The organism is Amycolatopsis sp. 505 (genome assembly GCF_031625235.1).
GTDB lineage: Bacteria > Actinomycetota > Actinomycetes > Mycobacteriales > Pseudonocardiaceae > Amycolatopsis.
In genome coordinates this window covers 378,003-397,002 of record NZ_JACKQP010000004.1, presented here as the reverse complement: position 1 = coordinate 397,002, position 19,000 = coordinate 378,003, and the positions used below count along the sequence as shown (strand labels likewise).

Below are 19,000 nucleotides of genomic sequence, written 5' to 3'. Positions count from 1 at the left end.
GAACACGACCCGGCCGATGCCCGGCCCGAACGGCTCCCGTCACACCCCGACCCCAGCACCGGCCGAAGCCCCGCCCTCAACACACGCAACCGGATCCAGCTCGGCCAGCATCGCCCGGATGGCCGGGCTGGCCTCCGCGCTCCGCCGCCACACCGCGTGCACCTCCCGCTTCGGCGGCCGTCGAAGCGGCCGCGCGATCAAGCCATCCCCCAGCGGCGGCCGCGCCAGCCTCGGAACCAACGCCACCACCTGCCCCGACGCCACCAGCGACAGCTGCGTCGCGAAATCGTCGACCCGGTGACGCACATCGGGCTCCTCCGCGAACAACCGCCGGAACCATTGGTGGCAAACGGTTCCCGGCGGGCTGGTCACCCACGCGTGCCCGGCCAGCGAATGCTCGTCCAGCGGTGCTCCGGCCTCCGCGAGCGGGTGCGTGCGGCTCACCACCACGTCGCCGACGTCCGTGTGCACCCACCGCCGGACCAGCGTCGGCGGCAACGGCGTGGGCAGCAACCCGTCGGCGTCGTGGACCAGCGCCAGGTCGGCGGTCCCCGCGAGAACGCTGCGCAACGCCTCGTCCGGGTCCTGCTCCGTGACCTCCACGCGCAGTTCCGGGAAGGCCAGCCGCGGCATCAGGGGCGCCAGCAGGCCGCGGATCGCCGTCGAAAACGCCACCACCCGGAGCGTGCCCCGCGGTGCGCCTTCCGAGACCGACTGGGCGGCTTCGGCGCAGCGCTCCAGCGCCTGGAACACCTCCGGCGCCGAGTCGACGATCGCCCGGCCCGCCGGGGTCAGCACCACCCCGCGGCCCGCCGGCGCCAGCACCGGGACGCCCACCTGCCGTTCCAGCCGCTTGATCTGCTGCGACACCGCCGACGCCGTGAACCCCAGCTCCTCGGCCGCCCGCGCCAGCGTCCCGAGCGCCGCCACGGAGCGCAACGCCCGCAGTGCACCCACCTCAATCATGCTGTGCCGATCTTTACCAATCCGACCGCAGTCACGGCCGGATGACTTTCGCGGCAACGGGTTACCTGCCGCGTGGGGGGCCGGCCTACTTTGGCCGGATTAGTAAAGCCAAACTACGCAATATCGGCAAAAAAGCATCGCTGGACCGCAGCAGTTTCACCCGGCACGGTCGGACCATGACCGAATTCGGCGCCAACCTCGTCGCGATGGTGACCCCCATGGAGCCCGGCGGCGCGCTCAGCGCACCCGGCCTGACCCGGCTCGTCGAGCACCTGCTGGCCACCGGGTGCGACGGCCTCGTCGTCGGCGGGACCACCGGCGAGTCCCCGACCCTCTCCGACGCCGAGTCCGCCGGCCTCGTCCGGGCCGTGGCCGCCCAGGTGGCGAACCGGGCGCGCGTGATCGCCGGCGTCGGCACCCACGACACGGCCTCGAGCGTCCGCCGGGCCCGCGAAGCCGAGGCGGCGGGCGCCGACGCGCTGCTGCTCGTCTGTCCCTACTACTCCCGGCCGACGCAGGCCGGCGTGCTCGCCCACTGCCTGGCCGTCGCGGACGCCACCGAGCTGCCGGTGATGCTCTACGACGTCCCGGCGCGCACCGGCGTCGCGATGACGGCGGCGACGTTGATCGAGCTGGCCGGCCACCCGCGGATCCGGGCGGTCAAGGACGCGAAGGGCGACCTGTCCGAAGCGATGACGGTGCTGAGCCGGACGTCGCTGGCGTACTACTGCGGCATCGACGAGCTCAACCTGCCGTACCTGGCGTGCGGCGCCGCGGGCCTGGTCAGCGTCGTGGCCAACGTGGCGGCCGAGCGCACCGCCGACCTCATCCGCGCCGTCCGCGACGGCGACCTCGGGAAGGCGCGCGCGATCCACGACGAGCTGATCCCGCTGACGGACCGGCTCATGCGGTCCGGCACGGCCGCGGCGAACGCCAAGGCCGCGCTGGCCGAGCTGGGCGTCATCCCGCACGCGAGCGTGCGCCTTCCGCTGGTCGAAGCGGAGCCCGCGCCTGCCGTCCCGAGCCGAACGTGAAGTGGTGGGACACAGGGACGCCCAGCTCGATCACGAACCGGCCGCCCGGCTCCAGGTGGCGGGCCGCGTTGGGGAAGCACGCCACCTGCTCGTCCTGGGTCGGCAGGTTCGCGCGACCACCGGGATCGCCGCCTTCGCGCGCAGCCGGGCCGGCATCGGCTCCGACAGCTCGATGCCGGTCACGGACACGCCGCGCTCGGCGAGCGGGACGGCGATCCGCCCGGTCCCGATGGCGAACTCCAGCGCCCGCCCGCCGTCCGGGCGCTCCACGACGGGCCCGACGACCTCGGGGGCGAACCTCCCGCGGCCCGGGGTGTCGTAGCGTTCGGCGGCGTCGGCGTCCCAGATCTCGTCTTGTCGCACGTCCCCGCCCGCGGCCGCGGCCGCGGCCACGGCCACGGCCACGGAAAGTGTCCAACCAGGTAGAACTTGCCCGATTTCGGGCAGGAATTTGGGGTTCGCCACCAGAAGAGGCATGATGGCCCGCGTGGAGGACACCGACATCGTCGAGCGCGTGGCCGCGTCCACCGGGCTGCCACCCGGGGTCGCCGCCCGCGTCGTCGACGACGTCCTGGCCTTCTACCGGACTCCCACCGAGGACTACGTGCGCCGCCGGCACGCCGAGCTGCAGGCCCAGGGGCGGAAGAACCCCGAGATCTTCCCCCTGATCGCCGGCGAGCTCCGCGGGCGGCTGGTGGCCGCGCCCGTCCTCTCCGAGCGGCAGCTGCGCCGCATCGTCTACGGCTAGGAAGAGGTCTCCCCATGTGCGGGATCGTCGGCTACATCGGCGGCCAGAACGCCGCCCCCATCCTGCTCGAAGGCCTGACCCGGCTCGAGTACCGCGGCTACGACTCGGCGGGCATCGCCGTCCTCGGCGCGAAGGGCACCGCCCAGGTCCACCGGGTCGTCGGGCGGGTGCGCAACCTCGCCGCCGCGCTGCCCAAGCGGCTCACCGGCAAGGCCGGCATCGGGCACACGCGCTGGGCCACGCACGGCCCCGCGTCGGAGGCCAACGCGCACCCGCACACCTCCGAAGACGGCCGGATCTGCGTCGTCCACAACGGCATCATCGACAACGCCGACACCCTGCGCGCCCAGCTCGCCGACGCCGGCGTCACCCTCGCGTCCGAGACCGACACCGAGGTCCTCGCCCACCTGATCGCACGCTCGGCCGCCGAAACCCTGGAAGACGCCGTCGTCGAGGCGGTCTCCCGGGTCACCGGCACGTACGCGATCGCCGTCACCGACAGCGCGCACCCGGACCGGCTGGTCATCGCGCGCAACGGCTCGCCGCTGATCATCGGCGTCGGCGAGCGGGAGATGTTCGTCGCCAGTGACCTCGCCGCGCTCGTCCGGCACACCTCGCAGGTCGCGCACCTCGACGACGGCGAGTTCGCGACCGTCTTCGCCACCGGCTACCGCACCTTCACCGTCGACGAGAGCGACACCACCAAGCCCGCCACCGAGATCGACATCGACGCCGAGGACCTCGACCTCGGCGGATACCCGCACTACATGGCCAAGGAGATCCAGGAGCAGCCCGAGTCCGTCGAGCGGATCATCCGCGGCCGCCTCGACGACCGGTTCGGCGTCGCCCGGCTGGACGGGCTCAACCTGACGCCGCGGGAGCTGCGCGGGTTCGCCCGCGTGAAGATCCTCGGCTGCGGCTCCGCGTACTACGTCGGCCAGATCGGCGCGACGATGATCGAAGAACTCGCCCGGATCCCGGCCGACGCCGAAGCCGCGTCGGAATTCCGCTACCGCAACCCGATCATCGAGGCCGACACGCTCTACGTCGCGGTCAGCCAGTCCGGGGAGACCATCGACACCGCTTTCGCCGTCGAGGAGATCAAGCGCAAGGGCGGCCGGGTCGTCGGCCTGGTCAACGTGGTCGGCTCGACCATCGCCCGCGCCTGCGAAGGCGGCGTCTACCTGCACGCCGGCCCGGAGATCGCGGTCGCCTCGACCAAGGCGCTGACCAACATGGCCGTCGGGTTCGCCCTGATCGCGCTGGCGCTCGGCCGGGTGCGCGATCTGTCCAATGCGGACGGTCAGCGGATCATCGACGCCGTCCGCGCGCTGCCCGGCCAGATCAAGTCCATTCTGGACTTCGAGCCGGAGATCGCCCAGCACGCGAAGACGGTCGCCGCCGCGAAGAGCCTGTTCTTCGTCGGCCGCGTCCGCGGCTACCCGGTGGCCCGCGAGGGCGCGCAGAAGTTCAAGGAGATCTCCTACCGGCACGCCGAGGCGTACCAGACGTCCGAGCTCAAGCACGGCCCGCTGGCCCTGATCGACGAAGCCCTCCCGACGGTCGCCGTCGTGCCGTCGGACGAGCTGACCGAGCGCAACCTGGCCGCGGTCCAGCAGATCAAGGCCCGTGGCGGCGCGGTCCTGGCGGTGACCCACGCGGACGTCGACTTCGGCGAACTCGACGTCCCGCGGATCGTGGTGCCCAAGACCGAGCCGGAACTCGACCCGATCCTGCTGACCATCCCGCTGCAGCTGCTCGCCTACCACGCGGCACTGACCCTGGGCTACGACATCGACAAGCCGCGCAACCTGGCGAAATCCGTCACAGTCGAGTGACACTTCCGCCCAGGCGCCGTGCGGGCTGCCCGGCAGATCGAGGTTTCAGGCTCTCCCGGCGAAGGCCGCCGCGGCGATGTCCGGCCGCCGCAGCCGGGCCTGCTTGGGCATGTTCCAGCCGAGCACCCCGGTGACGGCCCCGCCACGCCGGTACTCCGCCACGAACCGCCCCGCGGCCGGGTCACCCTCCACAACGGACACTTCGGCGTCCGCGGACAGGGTTCCGTGCACGTGGATCCGGGCGTCGAACTGGTTGGTCCAGAAGTACGGCACCGGCGTGTACGGGCGGTCCTCGCCGAGGATGTTCCCCGCGACCGCGACCGCCTGCTCGGTGGCGTTTGTCCGGTTTTCCAGCCGCAGCACCGCATCGAGCCCTTCGTGGTGCCAGCGGGCGACGTCGCCGGCCGCGTAGATCCCCTGCGCCGCCCGGCAGCGGGAGTCGCACACCACGCCGTTGTCGCACAGCACCCCGCTGCCCGCCAGCCATTCCGTCGCCGGCGCGGCTCCGAAGGCGACCACGACGACGTCGGCGGGCAGCACCTCTCCCGTCGCCAGCCGCACCCCGGTCACCCGGCCGGCTTCCGCGGCGAGCCCGGTGACCGCCGAGCCGAGCCGCAACTCGACGCCGCGAGCGGTGTGCAGTTCGGCGAGCAAGCCCGCGGCGAGGGGGCCGAACTGGTAGGCCAGCGGCGCGGATTGAGGTCCGGCGAGGGTGACCGGCACGCCCGCCGCGCACACGGTCGCGGCGATCTCCGCACCGAGCACGCCGTCGCCGACGACCACCACCCGCTTGCCCGGCGCCAGGTCCGCACGCAGGGCCAGCGTGTCGTCGAGGGTGCGCAGCACGTGGACGCCGGCCAGGCCGTCCTGCCCCGGGAGTGTGCGCGGCCGCAGCCCGGTGGCGAGCACGACCGCGTCGGCGGTCAGGGTCCGCCCGGCCGCGGTGTGGACGGTCCGCGCGCCGGCGTCCAGCCGCACCGCCGGGTCGCCGAGCGCGAACTCGGCGTCCAATGCGGACAGTGCGTCCGGGGTCCGGAGCCGGGTCTGCTCGGGGGTCCAGCTCCCCTCGAGGACCTGCTTGGACAGCGGCGGCCGGTCGTAAGGCAGGTGCGCTTCGGCGCCCAGCACGGTCACGCGGCCCGCGTACCCCTTGCGGCGCAGGGCTTCCACGGTCGCGAGCCCGGCGGCCGAGGCGCCGACGACCAGGACGTCGTCGATCATCCCTGCTCGCTGACCGAGATCGCGACCCCCGGGCACACGCTCGCCGCCTCGCGGACGGTCGCGTGCAGCGCCTCGGCGGGGTGCTCGTCGAGCAGGATGACGATGCCGTCGTCGTCGCGCTGGTCGAACACGTCCGGGGCGAGCATGACGCAGGTGCCGGCGCCGCAGCACTTGGCCTCGTCCACGATGACCTTCATGGCTTTTCCTTTCCTCGCGGTTGCTTCGTGACCGGCGCGAGCCACAGCCCGGCCAGTACGTCGGTGAGGGCGGCGGCGGTGTCGCGCCAGCCGGCCCTCGGGGTGCCCGTGCCGTCGGCGAGGGCGCGTTCGCGCTCGGCCATCGCGTGCATCAGCACGAGGCGGGTGCTGTCGTTGCGTTCGGCGCGGACTTCGGCCGGCAGTCCGGGCAGGCACCGGTAGAGGCCGGTGAGGGTCCGCGCCAGCGACGGGGACGTCAGGGTCTCCTCGATGATGACCTCGCGCAGCGACGGCTCGGTCATCACCTGGGCGGCGAACCGGGCGAACCAGGTCGGCGCGCCCAGCTCGGCCAGGTGCTCGGTCGTCGGGTACACCAGGCACGCGAGCCAATCCCGCAGCCCGGTCTGGCCGCGGTCCAGCCGGCGGCCACGCAGCCGCTCGACCGGCCCGGTGTGCTTGCGGACGATGGCCCGCACCAGCTCGGCCCGGGTGCCGAAGTGGTAGCCCACGGCGGTGTTGTTCCCCTGCCCGGCCGCCTCGCTGATCTGCCGGTTGGACACGGCCAGCACGCCGTGTTCGGCGTAGAGGCGTTCCGCAGCGACCAAGATCCGCTCCCGGGTCGCCCGGGCGCGTCCGGCCCGGCCCGCCGTGGTCACCCCGGGCGCCGCCGCGCAGCCCCGGCCGGGCCCACGCGCCGCCGTCACCAGCGGACGGGCAGTTCCCGCAACCCGCCGACGGCGAGCCCCTCGACCCGGCGCAGCTCGTCCGCCGGGACCGCGAGCTCGAGGTTCGGCAGCTTGCGCAGCAGCACTTCCAGCACGACCTGCAGCTCGGTGCGGGCCAGCGGCTGCCCGAGGCACGCGTGCGCACCGGCGCCGAAGGCCAGGTGCGGGTTCGGACTGCGGGTCAGGTCGAGTTCGGCGGCGTTCTCGAAGGCGCTTTCGTCCCGGTTGGCCGCGGCCATGCTGCACATCGCGGTGGTGCCCGCCGGCAGCACGGTGCCGCCGACTTCGAAGTCCTCGGTCAGGTAACGCTGCATGCCGACTCCCGCGTTGGCGTCCGCCCGCAGCGCCTCCTCGACCGCCGTGCGCACCAGCGACGGATCGGCCAGCAGCTGCTCCCAGCGGCTGCGGTCGGCCAGCAGCATCGCCGTCATCTTGGCGATCATGTTCGCGGTGGTCTCGTGGCCGGCGATGAGCAGGCCGATGCCGGTGGCGGCCAGCTTCGCGTCGGACCAGCCGGCGCCGTCGGCGATCAGCGCGCTGAGGATGTCGTCACCCGGTTCGGCCCGCTTGGCGGCGAGGTGCCCGCCCATGTACCGGCCGAACTCCGCCTGCGCGGCGTCGAACTCCGCCTGGGTGTAGCGGGTCATGCTGAGCATGACGTCGGACCAGTGGGCGAACCGGTCGCGATCGGTGTCCGGCACGCCGAGCATGTCGCAGATGACCCAGACCGGCAGCGGGAAGGCGAGGCCCGCCTTGAGGTCGCCGGGCGCGCCCTTGGCGACCATCTCGTCGATCAGCTGCCCGGCCATCGCCGCCATGCCCGGCCGCAGCGCGTTCATCCGCTTGGCGGTGAACCACTTGCCGATCATGCGGCGCCACGTCAGGTGGTCCTCGCCGTGCTGCGGGAGCACCGACGCCATCTCGCTGTTGAACACCCCGCCCGACTCGGTGTCCGCGACGCGGGCGGCGTTGTCCCCCGGCGTCGGCCGGGTGAACCGCGGGTCGGACAGGACGGTCTTGACGTCGGCGTAGCGGGTGATCAGGGCGGCTTCGTCCCCGCTGGCCAGCGCGACGCGCGCGACCGGGCACTTCTCGCGGAACTCGGCCCACTCGGCCGGCGGCTCCAGCGCGGTGGCGGCCTCGAACGGGAACCGCGGCAGCGATTCGGGGTGGCTTGGCGTCATGACGGGCCTCTCGTTGGTGAATGTCCGCTGCCCCGAGGATGGCGACGATCCCTTGTTAAGTCAAGCAGTTGACTTAATCGCCGCCCACCGAGTGCCGCGAATGACTCATTCGGGACGTCGGAGGTCCCGAATGAGTCATTCGCGACCTCCGGGCGGAGGGCGGGACTACTCGCGCTCGACCTTGCGCAGGCCGCCGCCGGGCGTCCACCACTCGACGACCAGCAGTGTCGCCGCCTCGTTCAGGTGGGTGTGCACGACCTCGGCGACATCGGCCACGAACCGCTCGCCGTCCTCGGTGCGCACCCGCCCGGCGATCTTGGCCTCGCCCGGCCACTGCGCCTCGGCGCCGTCGACCGGGTCAACCGTCGCGCTGTGCAGCGCGAACCGCGGGTCCCGCCGCAGGTCCGCGCCCTTGCGCGCGTTAGGCATCGACCCGAAGGTCAGCTCACCGTCCTCGAAGGCCGTTTCGATCCCCGAGATCCGCGGTGAGCCGTCCGCCCGCAGGGTCGCGATCGTCTTGTGCTTGTGCGCGTCGAACAACGCTCGCACCCGCGCCGCGAACTCCGGTTCCGCCGCCTCGAACTCCCGCCACGCCGTCATGCCTCCATGGTCTCGCACCGCAGCCCGGCAACGAGGAGCTTCACCATCCCCCGCGCGTCGTAGCGGGGGTCGTCCGCGCCGATGCAGAGGTTGCCGACCCCGCGCATGAGGTCCAGGGGCGCCACCTCGGCCCGGACCTCGCCGGCGGCCGTCGCCGCGTCGAGCAGCTCGCCGCACGCCGGCACCAGCCGGTCCAGGAAGTAAGCGTGCAACGCCTCGAAGCCGGCGTTGTCGGACTGGAGCACCCCGGCGAGCCCGTGCTTGGTCACCAGGAAGTCGACGAACAGGTCGATCCACTGCGCCAGCGCGGCGTACGGCGATTCGCACGAAGCCAGCAGGGCCGGCGCCGCCTCCGTGCAGGCGTCCACCTGGTGCCGGAAGACGGCGATGATCAGGTCCGCGCGGGTCGGGAAGTGCCGGTAGATGGTGCCCATCCCGACGCCGGCCTTCGCCGCGATGTCGCGGACCGGCGCGTCGACGCCGGAGGCGACGAAAACCGCGGCCGCCGCGTCGAGCAACGCCTTCTCGTTGCGCCGGGCATCCGCGCGCTTGGGCTTGTCCACCGATCCTCCTTGCTAAGCGGAGCAGTGTTCCGTATGGTTAGCGGAGCAACGTTCCGTTTGCTCCATCTTGCCACGGAGGCCTCTCTCATGCAGTACCGCACCCTGGGCCGCACCGGTGTCCAGGTCAGCACTCTCGCGCTCGGCGCGATGAACTTCGGCGCCATCGGGAACACCACCCAGGACGACGCCACCGCCATCGTCGACGCCGCCCTCGAGGCGGGCGTCAACCTGATCGACACCGCCGACTTCTACGGCGAGGGCGAGTCGGAGACGATGGTCGGCAAGGCGATCGCCGGCCGCCGCGACGACCTCGTGCTGGCCACGAAGGCGACCATGCCGATCGGCGAGGAGCGCAACCACCGCGGCAATTCCCGCCGCTGGCTGGTCACCGCGCTCGACGACAGCCTGCGCCGCCTCGGCGTCGACCACGTCGACCTCTACCAGCTCCACCGCTGGGACCCGACGACCAGCGACGAGGAAGCGCTTTCCGCGCTGACCGATCTGCAGCGCGCGGGCAAGATCCGGTACTTCGGGTCGTCGACGTTCCCGGCGTACCGGATCGTCCAGGCGCAGTGGGCCGCCCGCGAGCACCACCTCGGAAGGTACGTCACCGAGCAGCCGAGCTATTCGATCTTGCAGCGCGGCATCGAAGCCCACGTGCTGCCGGTGACCCAGGAGTACGGCATGGGCGTGCTGGCGTGGAGCCCGCTGGCTTCGGGCTGGCTGTCGGGCGCGGTCCGCGCGGGCCGGGAGTTCAGCGGCAACCGCGCCAAGGTCCTGCCGCAGCGCTTCGACCTCGACGTCCCGGCCAACCGGGCCCGGCTCGACGCCGTCGAAAAGCTGGTCAAGGTGGCCGACGCCGCCGGCCTCACCCTGATCCAGCTGGCGCTCGGCTTCGTCACGGCGCACCCGGGCGTGACGAGCGCACTGATCGGCCCGCGCACGCTCGACCACCTGACGTCCCAGCTCGCGGCCGCCGACACCGTGCTGCCGGCCGACGTCCTCGACGAGCTCGACTCGATCGTCGCGCCCGGCGTCGACCTGGCCCCGGACGAGAAGTTCGACACCCCGCCGGCCCTGCTGGACCCGACCCTGCGGCGGCGCCGGTGAAGTTCGGCATCATGACCGCACCGATGCAGGTGGGGTACGACGAGATCCTGCGCGTGTGGCGCGAGGCGGACGAGGTGCCGGAGATCGAGCACGCGTGGCTGTTCGACCACCTGATGCCGATCGAGGGCGACCCGTCCGGCCCGATCTTCGAGGGCTGGACCCTCCTGTCGGCCCTGGCGGCTCGGACATCGCGGATGCGCATCGGCCTGCTGGTGACCAGCAACAGGTTCCGCCCACCGGCAATGCTGGCCAAGATCGCGACGACGGTCGACGTCGTGTCGGGCGGAAGGCTCGACTTCGGCATCGGCGCCGGCTCCCGGCCAAGCCACCCACTGGCGCGGCGAGAGTACGACGCACACGGCTTGCCCTACCACAGCCAGGAGGACGCGGTCGCGGCCCTGGCGGAGGCGTGCACGGTGATCCGCCGCTTGTGGACATCACCGGAACCGTTCGACTTCACGGGCAAGCACGTGTCGTTGACGGGAGCATTCGGAAACCCGAAGCCGGTGCAGAAGCCACACCCCCCGATCATGATCGGCGGCCGGGCCGGCGCAACCCTGCGAGTGGTGGCCGAGCACGCAAACCTGTGGAACATCCCGGGCGGCGGCGACATCGAGGATCTGGCAAGCCGCAGTCGTTTGCTGGACAGGTACTGCAGGGAGATCGGCCGCGACCCGGCGGAGATAACGCGATCGATCTTCCTGCCAGTGGAGTACAACCGACCGGAGGTGACCCGCGGAAAGATAGCCGAGGCCGCAGATGCGGGCTTCGAACATGTGGTGCTGGGACTGGGGAGTCCATACCCCGAAGGAGTGGCGAAGTGGGTGGCGGAGGAGCTAATCCGCAGGTAGAGCGCGGCGCGCTCGCAATCGGAGGAGCTGGGTGGTCATCCCGTCGCCTGAGGCCGTGAAAATCGCTTTGAGCCGGGCCCGCAACCTACAGCGCAGAGCGGGCCGACGACGCAAGCTTGCGGGCCCGGCTCAAAGTGATAGGCCTCAGTTCAGGCGACGGGATGGCCACCCTGCGGCCCACCTCCTCAACGTGGGTTGACAGCGCGAAGGGGTGGTCATCCCGGAGCCTGCCTGTCCGGCGAGGACGCTTTTGTCTTTTCTGCCGCGGTTTGGGCGGGTCCGACCTCCCCCGCCCCTCCGGTGGGATTCTCAGTCGGCGACCGGGTGTGTCAAGGCGGGAAAGCGTGCCTTGACACACCCGGTCGCCGACTGAAGAGAAGGCTGGGATGAGGGGCGGGGGAGGTCTGGTGACGTCGTTGGTCTCCTTGCGCTCCCGGCCGCCGGTCCGCGTCTGGTCCTGGTGGAAAAGCAAAAGGCCCTCCGGCTGTTGCCGGAGGGCCTTTTGCCTACCACTCAAACGCGCTTGAACAGCAAAGCTCGCTTCACTTCCTGGATCGCCTTCGTCACCTGGATGCCTCGGGGGCAGGCGTCCGTGCAGTTGAACGTCGTGCGGCAGCGCCAGACGCCTTCGCCGTCGTTCAGGATGTCCAGGCGCTCCTCCGAACCCTCGTCGCGGGAGTCGAAGATGAACCGGTGGGCGTTGACGATCGCCGCCGGGCCGAAGTACGAGCCGTCGTTCCAGTACACCGGGCAGGACGATGTGCAGCACGCGCACAGGATGCACTTCGTCGTGTCGTCGAAGCGGTCGCGGTCGGCCTGGGACTGGATGCGCTCGCGGGTCGGCTCGTTGCCGTACGTGATCAGGTACGGCTTGATCGCCCGGTACGCCTCGAAGAACGGGTCCATGTCGACGTAGAGGTCCTTCAACGTCGTCAGGCCCTTGATCGGGGCGATCGTGATCGTGGTCTTCTTGCCGTCCTTCTGGAGGAGGTCCTTCATCAGGACCTTGCACGCCAGGCGGTTGATGCCGTTGATCTGCATCGCGTCGGACCCGCACACGCCGTGCGCGCAGGAGCGGCGGAACGAGAACGTCCCGTCGATGTAGTCCTTCACGTAGAACAGCAGGTTCAGCAGCCGGTCGGTGCGCTGGGCCGGGACGTCGTAGGACTCCCAGTGCGGCTCCGAATCGACCTCCGGGTTGAACCGGAGGATCTTCAGCGTGACCGTGATCGGCGTGTGCTCGTCCGATGCGGAAGAGGCGGGAGCTTCGGCAACGCTAGTCATCAGTACTTCCGCTCCATCGGCTCGTAGCGGGTGAAGGTGACCGGCTTGTAGTCCAGCCGGATGTCGGACGTCAGCTCGGCGCCCTGCTTGTAGGCCATGGTGTGCCGCATGAAGTTCGTGTCGTCGCGGTTCGGGTAGTCCTCGCGGGCGTGGCCGCCGCGGGACTCCTTGCGCGCCAGCGCGCCCACGACCAGGACCTCGGCCAGCTCCAGCAGGAAGCCCAGCTCGACGGCTTCGAGCAGGTCGGTGTTGTACCGCTTGCCCTTGTCCGACACGGTGATCCGCTGGTACCGCTCCTTGAGCGCCTGGACGTCGGTCAGTGCCTGCTTCAGCGTGTCCTCGGTCCGGTACACCGACGCGTGCGAGTCCATCGTCTGCTGCATTTCCTTGCGGATGTCGGCGACGCGCTCGTCGCCGTGCTCCGACAGCAGGCCCGCCAGCTGCTCTTCCACGAGCTTGGTCGGGTCCGAAGGCAGCTCGACGTGCTCGTGCGCCAGCGCGTACTCCGCGGCGGCGATGCCGGCGCGGCGGCCGAACACGTTGATGTCCAGCAGCGAGTTCGTGCCCAGGCGGTTGGAGCCGTGCACGGACACGCACGCGACCTCGCCCGCCGCGTACAGGCCGGGGATGACGTTCTCGTTGTCCCGCAACGCCTCGCCGTGGATGTTGGTCGGGATGCCGCCCATCACGTAGTGGCAGGTCGGGAAGACCGGCACCGGCTCCTTCACCGGGTCGACACCCAGGTAGGTCCGGGAGAACTCCATGATGTCCGGGAGCTTCGCGTTCAGCGTCTCCTCGGGGATGTGCGTGACGTCGAGGACGACGTAGTCCTTGTTCGGGCCGCAACCCCGGCCCTGCAGCACTTCCTGCACCATCGAGCGCGCCACGATGTCGCGCGGCGCGAGGTCCTTGATGGTGGGGGCGTAGCGCTCCATGAACCGCTCGCCGGAGGCGTTGCGCAGGATCCCGCCCTCGCCGCGGACGGCTTCGGAGATCAGGATGCCCAGGCCCGCCAGGCCGGTCGGGTGGAACTGGAAGAACTCCATGTCCTCCAGCGGGAGGCCCTTGCGGAAGATGATGCCGAGGCCGTCACCGGTGAGGGTGTGCGCGTTCGACGTCGTCTTGAAGATCTTGCCCGCGCCGCCGGTGGCGAACACGATCGACTTCGCCTGGAAGACGTGCAGCTCGCCGGTGGCCAGCTCGTAGGCCACGACACCCGACGCGACCGGGTTGCCGTTCTCGTCCTCGCTGGTGATGAGGTCGAGCACGTAGAACTCGTTGAAGAACTCCGTGCCGTACTTGACGCAGTTCTGGTACAGCGTCTGCAGGATCATGTGACCGGTGCGGTCCGCGGCGTAGCAGGCACGGCGGACCGCGGCCTTGCCGTGGTCACGCGTGTGCCCGCCGAAGCGGCGCTGGTCGATCTTGCCTTCGGGCGTGCGGTTGAACGGCAGGCCCATCTTCTCGAGGTCGAGGACCGCGTCGATGGCCTCCTTCGCCATGATCTCGGCGGCGTCCTGGTCGACCAGGTAGTCGCCGCCCTTGATCGTGTCGAAGGTGTGCCACTCCCAGTTGTCCTCTTCGACGTTCGCCAGCGCGGCGCACATGCCGCCCTGGGCCGCGCCGGTGTGGGATCGGGTCGGGTAGAGCTTGGTGAGGACCGCGGTGCGGGCGCGCTGGCCGGACTCGATGGCCGCGCGCATGCCGGCGCCGCCGGCGCCGACGATCACCACGTCGTACTTGTGGAACTGCATGGTGGGAGCTCTCCGGGCTTCAGTTCGCGGGCATGTTCGGGTCGAAGGTGAAGATCACCATCGTGCCGACGGCCAGGATCAGCACCATCGAGACGTACAGCAGGATCTTCAGCCAGAACCGCGTGCTGTCCTTGCGCGCGTAGTCGTCGATGATCGTGCGCAGGCCGTTGCCGCCGTGGATCTCGGCGAGCCAGAGCATGGCCAGGTCCCAGAACTGCCAGAACGGCGAGGCCCAGCGGCCGGCGACGAAGCCCCAGTTGATCCGGTGCACACCGCCGTCGAGGACGTTCATGATCAGCAGGTGGCCGAGCACCAGGATGACCAGTGCCAGCCCGGAGATCCGCATGAACAGCCAGCTGTAGAGCTCGAAGTTGCTCCGGCGCGCGGCCGGGCGCTTCGGGGTGCGGGGGTTGGCGAGCGCGAGGTCGGCCATGTCAGTTACCCCCGAAGAGCGTCTCGGCGGTGCGCTTCAGCATGAAGAACGCACCGGGGACCATCACGACGACCCAGACGACGCCGATGACCCAGGTCATCGCCTTCTGCAGCTGCGGGCCCTTCGACCAGAAGTCGACCAGCATGACCCGGATGCCGTTCAGCGCGTGGAACAGCACCGCGCCGACCAGGCCGACCTCCAGGAGGTTGACGATCGGCGTCTTGTAGGTCTCGATGACCTGGTCGTAGGTGTTCGGCGACACGCGCACCAGCGCGGTGTCGAGCACGTGCACGAACAGGAAGAAGAATGTGAGCACGCCGGTGATGCGGTGCAGGACCCAGGACCACATGCCGGGGTCGCCCCGGTAGAAGGTCCCCTGCCGGCGTGAGGCACCCGCCCGATCGCTCGCCCCTGCCGCTGTGGCAGTGCTCGCCGTGGTGGACATCGGTGAACGGCCTCCAACGTCTGACTGTGCGCCCGGTGGCCGGTGAGGTCCGCTGCCGCCGCGGGAACGGCGGCCGTGCCGAGTCAACGTCATCGAGCCTGGATGAATCGGATGCTAGACCCGCACCCGGAACGCGGCTCACCTCCGGGTTCCCCTCTGTGATGGACCAGACACCGGCACTCCCGCGCCGCCACCCGGCGGTGTGGTGCAGCGCACTCGGTGGCGCGACGGCTTCCGCCGTCCCGCTCATCGGTCATCTGACCTCTATCGGATCTGATATCTGATGCGCTACGCCGAACGGCTGGTGGTATCCGTGTGTCATTGACCAACCGCGGTGTCGTCCCTAGCGTCGCTCGGGCAAACATCGGATCTCTCACGATGGGGTGACGTTCTGGTGCGACGACTCGGCCTGGTGATCGCCGTCGCGGCTCTGCTGCCCGTGGTGTCGGTCACGCCCGCGCAAGCGCTGCCCGGCGGACTGGCGCTGACACCGCCGATGGGCTTCAACAACTGGAACACCACCGGCTGCGCCGTGGACGAGCAGCTGATCCGCGACACCGCCGACATCTTCGTCGACAAAGGACTCAAGGCGGCCGGGTACGAGTACGTCAACGTCGACGACTGCTGGGCCGAGCCGGAGCGCGACGCCGACGGGCGCATGCAGGCGAACAAGGCCCGGTTCCCCGGCGGCATCAAAGCGCTGGCCGACTACGTCCACTCGAAGGGTCTCAAGTTCGGCATCTACACCAGTGCGGGCACGCTGACCTGCGCGAAGACCCAGCCGGGCGCGCTCGACCACGAGGACGTCGACGCGCGGACGTTCGCGGACTGGGGTGTCGATTACCTCAAGTACGACAACTGCAACAACCAGGGCCGGCCCGCGCTCGAGCGCTACACGAAGATGCGCGACGCGCTGAAGAAGACCGGTCGCCCGATCGTGTACTCGCTGTGCGAGTGGGGCGAGAACAAGCCGTGGACGTGGGGCGCCGACGTCGGTCACCTGTGGCGGACCACCGGTGACATCAAGGACAACTGGGCCAAGATGCTCCAGATCCTCAAGGCGAACGCGCCGCTCGCGCCGTACGCCGGGCCGGGGCACTGGAACGATCCCGACATGCTCGAGGTCGGCAACGGCGGGATGACGACCGAGGAGTACCGCTCGCACTTCTCGCTGTGGGCGATGATGGCCGCGCCGCTGCTCATCGGGGCCGACCTGCGCAAGGTGTCGGCGGCGAACTTCGACGTCCTGCGCAACACCGAGGTCATCGCGCTCGACCAGGACCGCCGCGGCGTCCAGGCGCGGGTCCTGTCCAACCAGGACGGACACTGGGTGTTCGCCAAGCCCCTCGCCGGCGGCGACGTCGCGATCGCGCTGTTCAACGAGACGACGTCGAGCGCCACGATCGGCACCACCGCGGCCGCCGCCGGGCTGCCCCGGTCCGCGGGCTACACGGCGCGGGACCTGTGGGCCCACCGCGACCTCCAGACGGCGGGCCGGCTCTCCGCGGTCGTCCCGCCGCACGCGACGGTCGTCTACCGGGTCCACGCGGGCGGCTCGTGGTGGCGGAACGCGCCGCTGGTGAGCACCGGCATCGAGCTGGCCGCGCCGGTGCCGGGTGTCCCGGGCGAGATCACGCCGGCCGGGCGGCCCTTCGAGGTGACGGTGTCGGCGACCGACGAAGCCCGCGTCCCGGTGTTCGACCCGCGGGTGACGCTCACCGCGCCGGCGGGCTGGCGCGTCGAGCAGGTGGCGCGGCCGCGGGCCGTCGTGCTCGGCACCGGCGAGACGGCGGCCGGACGCTGGCGGGTGACTCCGCCGGCCGGGACCGAAGGCTCCACGGAGGCGCTGCGCGGCGGCGTCACCTACCGCGCGGCCGGGTTCGGGCAGGTCACCTGGTCCGGTGAACAGCGGCTGACCGTGCCCGCGGCACCGCCCGCGACGCCGGCGTGGGCGAGTGACCTGCGCTGGGCCGCGGAGAAGAACGGCTACGGCCCGGTCGAGCGCGACATGTCCAACGGCAGCATCCCGGCGGGCGACGGAAAGCCGCTGACCATCAACGGCGTGGTGTACCCGAAGGGCCTCGGGGCGCACGCGCCGAGCGAAGTCGTGTTCCACCTGGGCGGGCGGTGCACGGAGTTCACCGCGGACGTCGGCGTCGACGACGAGCGCGAGGCGACGAACAAACAGGGCTCGGCCACGTTCGAGGTCTACGCGGACGGCGTTCGCGCGGCGTCGACCGGTGTCCGGACGTGGCAGGACCCGGCGGTCCCGCTGGCGGCGGACCTCCACGGCGCGCAGTACCTGCGGCTGGTCGTCACCGACGGCGGCGACGGCAACTCGTACGACCGGAGTGACTGGGCCGCCGCCCGGCTCACCTGCGGCTGACTCCCGGCTCGGCCGAGGTCGCGAATGACTCATTCGGGACGCCGGAGGTCCCCAATGAGTCATTCGCGACGCGCGCCCGCCGGCCCGCCGTGTGAGTCCGACCCTCACCTGCGGCTGATTCCCTGTCATCTCACAGAGTGACCGGGCTGGCTCATCCTTCGGTCAGCCCGGCACACTCAGTGACACGAACCGGCATTTTCGCCGTCCCAAAGCGAAACAACCCCCCGAAAGTAGCCCGATGTAAGCCCGATGATCACGTTCGGTGTCCGGTTCGTCGCGCGTGCGACTCGTGAGTAAACGTTTGTGTTACGTAGCGTGCCTTTCCTATGGCGCATTCCTGTCCGGCGGGTACGGTCTGGCGGTCGACCCGGCAGTAGGGCCGGGTCGTGCCCTTGACCATCCGCTGGATCAGCGGGGAGGGAGACACACGTTGCGTCGCATGCGTGGAACCGCGCTGGCCGCCGCGGCCATGGCCGGGGTGCTCACCCTGGCCGGGTGCGCCAAGGATTCCGGCGGTGGTAACAGCTCGAACAACACCGCGGCCTCGACGGGCGGTTCCGACTGCGTCACCGCGCAGAAGCCGCCGGCCGCACCCGCCGCCGCGAGCAGCTCGACCGCGGCCGGCGAGAAGGTCGACGGCAGCAAGCTGAAGATCGGCCTGGCCTTCGACGTCGGCGGCCGGGGTGACGCGTCGTTCAACGACGCCGCCGCCGCGGGCACCGACAAGGCGAAGTCCGACCTGGGCGTGACGACGGTCAGCGAGAGCACCGCCTCCGCCAGTGAGGCCGAGTCGGCCAAGCAGCAGCGCCTCGACCAGATGGCCTCCTCGGGCCTGAACCCGATCATCGCGGTCGGCTTCGCCTACGCGCCGTCGGTCAAGGTCGTCGCGGCCAAGTACCCGAACACCAAGTTCGCGATCGTCGACGACGACTCGATCACGCTCCCGAACGTGACGCCGCTGGTCTTCGCCGAGGAGCAGGGCTCGTTCCTGGCCGGCGTCGCCGCCGCGTACAAGAGCAAGAACTGCCACATCGGCTTCGTCGGCGGTGTCAACACCCCGCTGATCCAGAAGTTCGAGGCCGGCTTCCTGCAGGGCGCGAAGACCGTTTCGTCCAAGATCAAGATCGAGGACGAGTACCTGACCCCGGCCGGTGACTTCTCCGGGTTCCAGGACCCGCCGAAGGGCAACGCGAAGGCCGCCGCCGAGATCGCCAAGGGCGCGGACGTCATCTACCACGCCGCGGGCGCCTCGGGTAAGGGTGTCTTCGACGCCGCCAAGGCGGGCAACGCGCTGGCCATCGGTGTCGACTCCGACCAGTACAACCAGAAGACCGTCGAGGCCGACAAGGACGTCATCATCACGTCCATGCTCAAGCGCGTCGACGTCGCGGTGTTCGACTACGTGCAGGCCGTCGCCAAGGGTGACCTGAGCGGCCTGCCGAAGCGGTTCGACCTCAAGGTCGACGGCGTCGGCTACGCCACCTCCGGTGGCAAGGTCGACGACATCAAGGACGTCCTGGACGGCTACAAGGCCCAGATCATCTCGGGCGCCATCACCGTTTCGGACAAGCCGCAGAAGTAACTCAGTGCGCGCCGGGGCTCGGAGGAATTTCTCCTCCGGGCCCCTCACGCGTTTACACGAGATATGGAATTCTCCCGCC

The 19,000-nt window shown here is 70.5% G+C and carries 19 protein-coding genes; 7 read left to right on the top strand and 12 right to left on the bottom strand.

Features of this window, described 5'->3' with window-relative positions; genetic code table 11:
* Positions 1-39: 39 nt before the first annotated feature.
* Positions 40-966, bottom strand: coding sequence for a LysR family transcriptional regulator (locus H5965_RS17795; protein ID WP_310971120.1), 927 nt, complete (start codon positions 964-966; stop codon positions 40-42).
* 176 nt (positions 967-1,142) lie between these two features.
* Between H5965_RS17795 and dapA the strand changes: the two genes are divergently transcribed.
* On the top strand, positions 1,143-2,000 hold the full coding sequence (gene dapA, locus H5965_RS17790) for a 4-hydroxy-tetrahydrodipicolinate synthase (RefSeq protein ID WP_310971119.1): 858 nt from the start codon (positions 1,143-1,145) through the stop codon (positions 1,998-2,000).
* 30 nt (positions 2,001-2,030) lie between these two features.
* Here dapA and H5965_RS17785 read toward each other — a convergent pair whose 3' ends face one another.
* Positions 2,031-2,405 (bottom strand): class I SAM-dependent methyltransferase, encoded by a 375-nt coding sequence (locus tag H5965_RS17785; RefSeq protein WP_310971118.1) that lies wholly within the window; start codon positions 2,403-2,405, stop codon positions 2,031-2,033.
* 70 nt (positions 2,406-2,475) lie between these two features.
* Here H5965_RS17785 and H5965_RS17780 point away from each other — a divergent pair, with 70 nt between their 5' ends.
* Both H5965_RS17780 and glmS read left to right on the top strand, forming a co-directional pair.
* Positions 2,476-2,748 carry a hypothetical protein gene (locus H5965_RS17780; RefSeq protein ID WP_310971117.1) on the top strand — a complete coding sequence of 91 codons (273 nt, stop codon included), beginning with the start codon at positions 2,476-2,478 and terminating at the stop codon, positions 2,746-2,748.
* 14 nt (positions 2,749-2,762) lie between these two features.
* Positions 2,763-4,586, top strand: coding sequence for a glutamine--fructose-6-phosphate transaminase (isomerizing) (gene glmS / locus H5965_RS17775; protein ID WP_310971116.1), 1,824 nt, complete (start codon positions 2,763-2,765; stop codon positions 4,584-4,586).
* 45 nt (positions 4,587-4,631) lie between these two features.
* Here glmS and H5965_RS17770 read toward each other — a convergent pair whose 3' ends face one another.
* The 6 genes from H5965_RS17770 to H5965_RS17745 all read right to left on the bottom strand — a co-directional run bounded on the left by H5965_RS17770 (position 4,632) and on the right by H5965_RS17745 (position 9,076).
* Positions 4,632-5,807 carry an FAD-dependent oxidoreductase gene (locus tag H5965_RS17770; protein WP_310971115.1) on the bottom strand — a complete coding sequence of 392 codons (1,176 nt, stop codon included), beginning with the start codon at positions 5,805-5,807 and terminating at the stop codon, positions 4,632-4,634.
* On the bottom strand, positions 5,804-6,004 hold the full coding sequence (locus H5965_RS17765) for a ferredoxin (protein WP_310971114.1): 201 nt from the start codon (positions 6,002-6,004) through the stop codon (positions 5,804-5,806). Before H5965_RS17765 ends, H5965_RS17770 begins: the two co-directional genes overlap by 4 nt.
* Complete coding sequence (locus tag H5965_RS17760; protein WP_310971113.1) at positions 6,001-6,609, bottom strand: TetR family transcriptional regulator; 609 nt, start codon at positions 6,607-6,609, stop codon at positions 6,001-6,003. Before H5965_RS17760 ends, H5965_RS17765 begins: the two co-directional genes overlap by 4 nt.
* Positions 6,610-6,704: 95 nt before the next feature.
* Positions 6,705-7,913: a cytochrome P450 gene (locus H5965_RS17755; protein ID WP_310971112.1), complete on the bottom strand. Its 1,209-nt coding sequence runs from the start codon at positions 7,911-7,913 to the stop codon at positions 6,705-6,707.
* Between the two features lie 165 nt (positions 7,914-8,078).
* Complete coding sequence (locus H5965_RS17750; RefSeq protein WP_310971111.1) at positions 8,079-8,513, bottom strand: pyridoxamine 5'-phosphate oxidase family protein; 435 nt, start codon at positions 8,511-8,513, stop codon at positions 8,079-8,081.
* Positions 8,510-9,076 carry a TetR/AcrR family transcriptional regulator gene (locus tag H5965_RS17745; RefSeq protein WP_310971110.1) on the bottom strand — a complete coding sequence of 189 codons (567 nt, stop codon included), beginning with the start codon at positions 9,074-9,076 and terminating at the stop codon, positions 8,510-8,512. The genes H5965_RS17750 and H5965_RS17745 overlap by 4 nt, the downstream gene beginning before the upstream one ends.
* An 87-nt stretch (positions 9,077-9,163) precedes the next feature.
* Between H5965_RS17745 and H5965_RS17740 the strand changes: the two genes are divergently transcribed.
* Both H5965_RS17740 and H5965_RS17735 read left to right on the top strand, forming a co-directional pair.
* Positions 9,164-10,186: an aldo/keto reductase gene (locus tag H5965_RS17740; RefSeq protein ID WP_310971109.1), complete on the top strand. Its 1,023-nt coding sequence runs from the start codon at positions 9,164-9,166 to the stop codon at positions 10,184-10,186.
* Positions 10,183-11,037 carry an LLM class flavin-dependent oxidoreductase gene (locus H5965_RS17735; RefSeq protein WP_310971108.1) on the top strand — a complete coding sequence of 285 codons (855 nt, stop codon included), beginning with the start codon at positions 10,183-10,185 and terminating at the stop codon, positions 11,035-11,037. The genes H5965_RS17740 and H5965_RS17735 overlap by 4 nt, the downstream gene beginning before the upstream one ends.
* 513 nt (positions 11,038-11,550) lie before the next feature.
* Here the strand turns inward: H5965_RS17735 and H5965_RS17730 are convergent.
* The 4 genes from H5965_RS17730 to sdhC are packed head-to-tail and all read right to left on the bottom strand — an operon-like array spanning position 11,551 to position 14,953.
* Positions 11,551-12,321, bottom strand: a complete 771-nt coding sequence (locus tag H5965_RS17730; RefSeq protein WP_310971107.1) for a succinate dehydrogenase iron-sulfur subunit — start codon at positions 12,319-12,321, stop codon at positions 11,551-11,553.
* Positions 12,321-14,075: a succinate dehydrogenase flavoprotein subunit gene (gene sdhA, locus H5965_RS17725; RefSeq protein WP_310971106.1), complete on the bottom strand. Its 1,755-nt coding sequence runs from the start codon at positions 14,073-14,075 to the stop codon at positions 12,321-12,323. The genes H5965_RS17730 and sdhA overlap by 1 nt, the downstream gene beginning before the upstream one ends.
* 19 nt (positions 14,076-14,094) lie before the next feature.
* Complete coding sequence (locus tag H5965_RS17720) at positions 14,095-14,508, bottom strand: succinate dehydrogenase hydrophobic membrane anchor subunit (protein ID WP_310971105.1); 414 nt, start codon at positions 14,506-14,508, stop codon at positions 14,095-14,097.
* A 1-nt stretch (position 14,509) separates the two neighbouring features.
* Entirely contained in the window at positions 14,510-14,953 is a 444-nt protein-coding gene (gene sdhC / locus H5965_RS17715; RefSeq protein ID WP_310971104.1) for a succinate dehydrogenase, cytochrome b556 subunit, read from the bottom strand.
* 394 nt (positions 14,954-15,347) lie between these two features.
* Here sdhC and H5965_RS17710 point away from each other — a divergent pair, with 394 nt between their 5' ends.
* Together H5965_RS17710 and H5965_RS17705 are read left to right on the top strand one after the other, a co-directional pair.
* Positions 15,348-17,339 carry an NPCBM/NEW2 domain-containing protein gene (locus H5965_RS17710; RefSeq protein WP_310971103.1) on the top strand — a complete coding sequence of 664 codons (1,992 nt, stop codon included), beginning with the start codon at positions 15,348-15,350 and terminating at the stop codon, positions 17,337-17,339.
* 439 nt (positions 17,340-17,778) lie between these two features.
* Entirely contained in the window at positions 17,779-18,921 is a 1,143-nt protein-coding gene (locus H5965_RS17705) for a BMP family ABC transporter substrate-binding protein (protein ID WP_310971102.1), read from the top strand.
* Positions 18,922-19,000: the final 79 nt, after the last annotated feature.